Here is a 2,117-nt window from a genome sequence, read left to right on the forward strand (position 1 = left end):
CGATGATATTCTATCGTGTGGTAATTGCGGTGCTATGTTACGCTCGGACGCGTTTTGCGACGGTTGCGGTGCACGGCTAATCAAGCCGGACGCGGACAACCCGAACGACGACGACGGGTAACCATGCTATGCACCGGAGGACGGGTGGTACGGTTTTTCGTTTGCTTGCAAGTCTTTCGCCCGTCCCCGGTGATGTCTACCGTTACCCGACTGATAGCCAGCGTGTTCGGAAATGCCGACCTGCCCGGAATGCGACTCGAATTGCGACGATGGTAGGGTCGTCTCCAATGCCGCAACGTGTCCGGTTTGTGATCGGCCGGTCTACATTGTGCGTGATCCACGCGATCGCTTAGCGACTTACGCTGCGATATCAAATTCGGATTCGCTCGACGTTCCGGACGACGTGCTTACCTACCCGATCATCGACCAATCGTCGCAGGATCAGCCGCCGCGCAACATGATTCTTGAATTCCCGGACGACAACGCGTGCCTGATCGCCCAATGCTCTAGTCCAACGCAACAGAAAAGGGAATTGCTCGACAAGCCCGCATTTGCGCTTAAACGAACTGTGCTTTCGGTTCACTTGCCCGTAGAATTGATGTCGTACATCCGCTCCACGTACAAACCAAACAATTACGGGTAACCATGTGATGGTGACGGAGCGGCGACAGGGTTTTTACAAGTGGTGGCTCACGGGTCGCCGCCCGCACATCACTGCCGTTCCCCGACAGATTATCACTCTGCTTACATTCGTCTCTCTTCCGTAGTGCCGTGTTGCTGATCGTGATTCTTGCGTTAATCGCAACGACTGCCTTCTATCGTCAGGCGAAGGCTGTGAACGTTCATCCAGGCAAAGCCGCAAGTATTCCGTTCAGTGCTGCTGGCTTGTTTCTGATCGCCGGGTACTGCAATTCGTTCACGCTCAACACTTTTGCAACGTGGGTCGACGTTGCCCCCGCAATCGTTCACATCATGGCGTTCATGGCCAATTTGTTCTTGATACTTGCGTACCTGTTGCTGATTCGCCGAAATTGGCTCGTGCTGACAACTGGTGGCAACACGGATTGGCGCTGATAGACGGCTGATCGCGTTCCTTGTGGCTTGACACGGATTTGCTGTCTGTTACTGCGCTCGGTATGATTGGGTTCAAATCAACCGTGGTGGCTGACGAATCTACGCTGCAATAGCGGGGAACCATGAAATGCACGCGAGGACGGGTGGACCGTTCCCTCGTCTGCTTGCAAATTTTTCGCCCGTCCCCCGTGATTTCTGCCGTTCTCCGACTGAAATCCATGACCGACACGCAACATCGACCGTCGTGGGTGATCGAGCAGACGCTTGATGCGTCGCGATTTCCGTGTTGCGGTAACGCAAACCCATTCCCATTCAAGTGCGCTAACTGCGTTCACCCAATGGTCCTTTGCTGCGAATGCGACACCCTCTATACGGAATTGCCGGACGTCTCTGCAACGACCGTTCCGGAATGGAACGAATGGCGATGCTCGAAATGCGACGCCAAGTTTTCCCCGGACTTTTTCGACTCCGCTGAACATCGCATGACGTTCGACGATTGGTCGCGCGGCGGTCTCGATACATTCTTAGCGGTTCCACCATTGTCCGATCTGTACTCGATGCTCATCGCGTCAACGAATCAACTCGCTGACTATCTTGCTCGCAACATGCAAAGCACAGCAAAACGGCACGCCTACAGCGTTAGTAACTTGGCGAGCGCCATAGCTGACTGCCACCCGAACGCGGGCGATGCACGTCGTTCGTCCTATCTGCATTCCCAATCTGACACGCGAAAGGTTGCACTGAACGCGGCGCTGGAACAAACTGATCCGATCGTTCGCGCTTACGCTATACTTGGTGTGTCTGACTCACTTACCACGCAAAAACCAAACTACGGAGAACAATGACATGCACGGGCGCACGGCTTGCGGCGTTTTTCGCAATGGATAGTCAACTCTCCGTGCCCCGTGATGTCTAACGTTATCGGACTGACTGGTCGCCTTTCCGCTCGCTTGACGCTACTCGGACACGGCAAACAAACTCGCACAATGCCCGTCGTCGTGACTCGGATCGCTAAAACCCTCGCGTGGATCGTCGCCTTCGGG

At 54.8% G+C, this 2,117-nt stretch carries 2 protein-coding genes; both read left to right on the forward strand.

Features of this window, described 5'->3' with window-relative positions; genetic code table 11:
• Positions 1–834 precede the first annotated feature (834 nt).
• The gene (locus ABEA92_RS31175) at positions 835–1,074 is read left to right on the forward strand and encodes a hypothetical protein (protein WP_345689771.1); all 240 of its coding nucleotides are present in this window, start codon (positions 835–837) and stop codon (positions 1,072–1,074) included.
• A 482-nt stretch (positions 1,075–1,556) separates the two neighbouring features.
• A complete protein-coding gene (locus tag ABEA92_RS31180; RefSeq protein ID WP_345689773.1) occupies positions 1,557–1,919 on the forward strand; it encodes a hypothetical protein in 363 nt (120 codons plus the stop codon).
• Positions 1,920–2,117: the final 198 nt, after the last annotated feature.

Source organism: Novipirellula caenicola (genome assembly GCF_039545035.1).
In the GTDB taxonomy this organism is placed as follows: Bacteria; Planctomycetota; Planctomycetia; order Pirellulales; family Pirellulaceae; genus Novipirellula; species Novipirellula caenicola.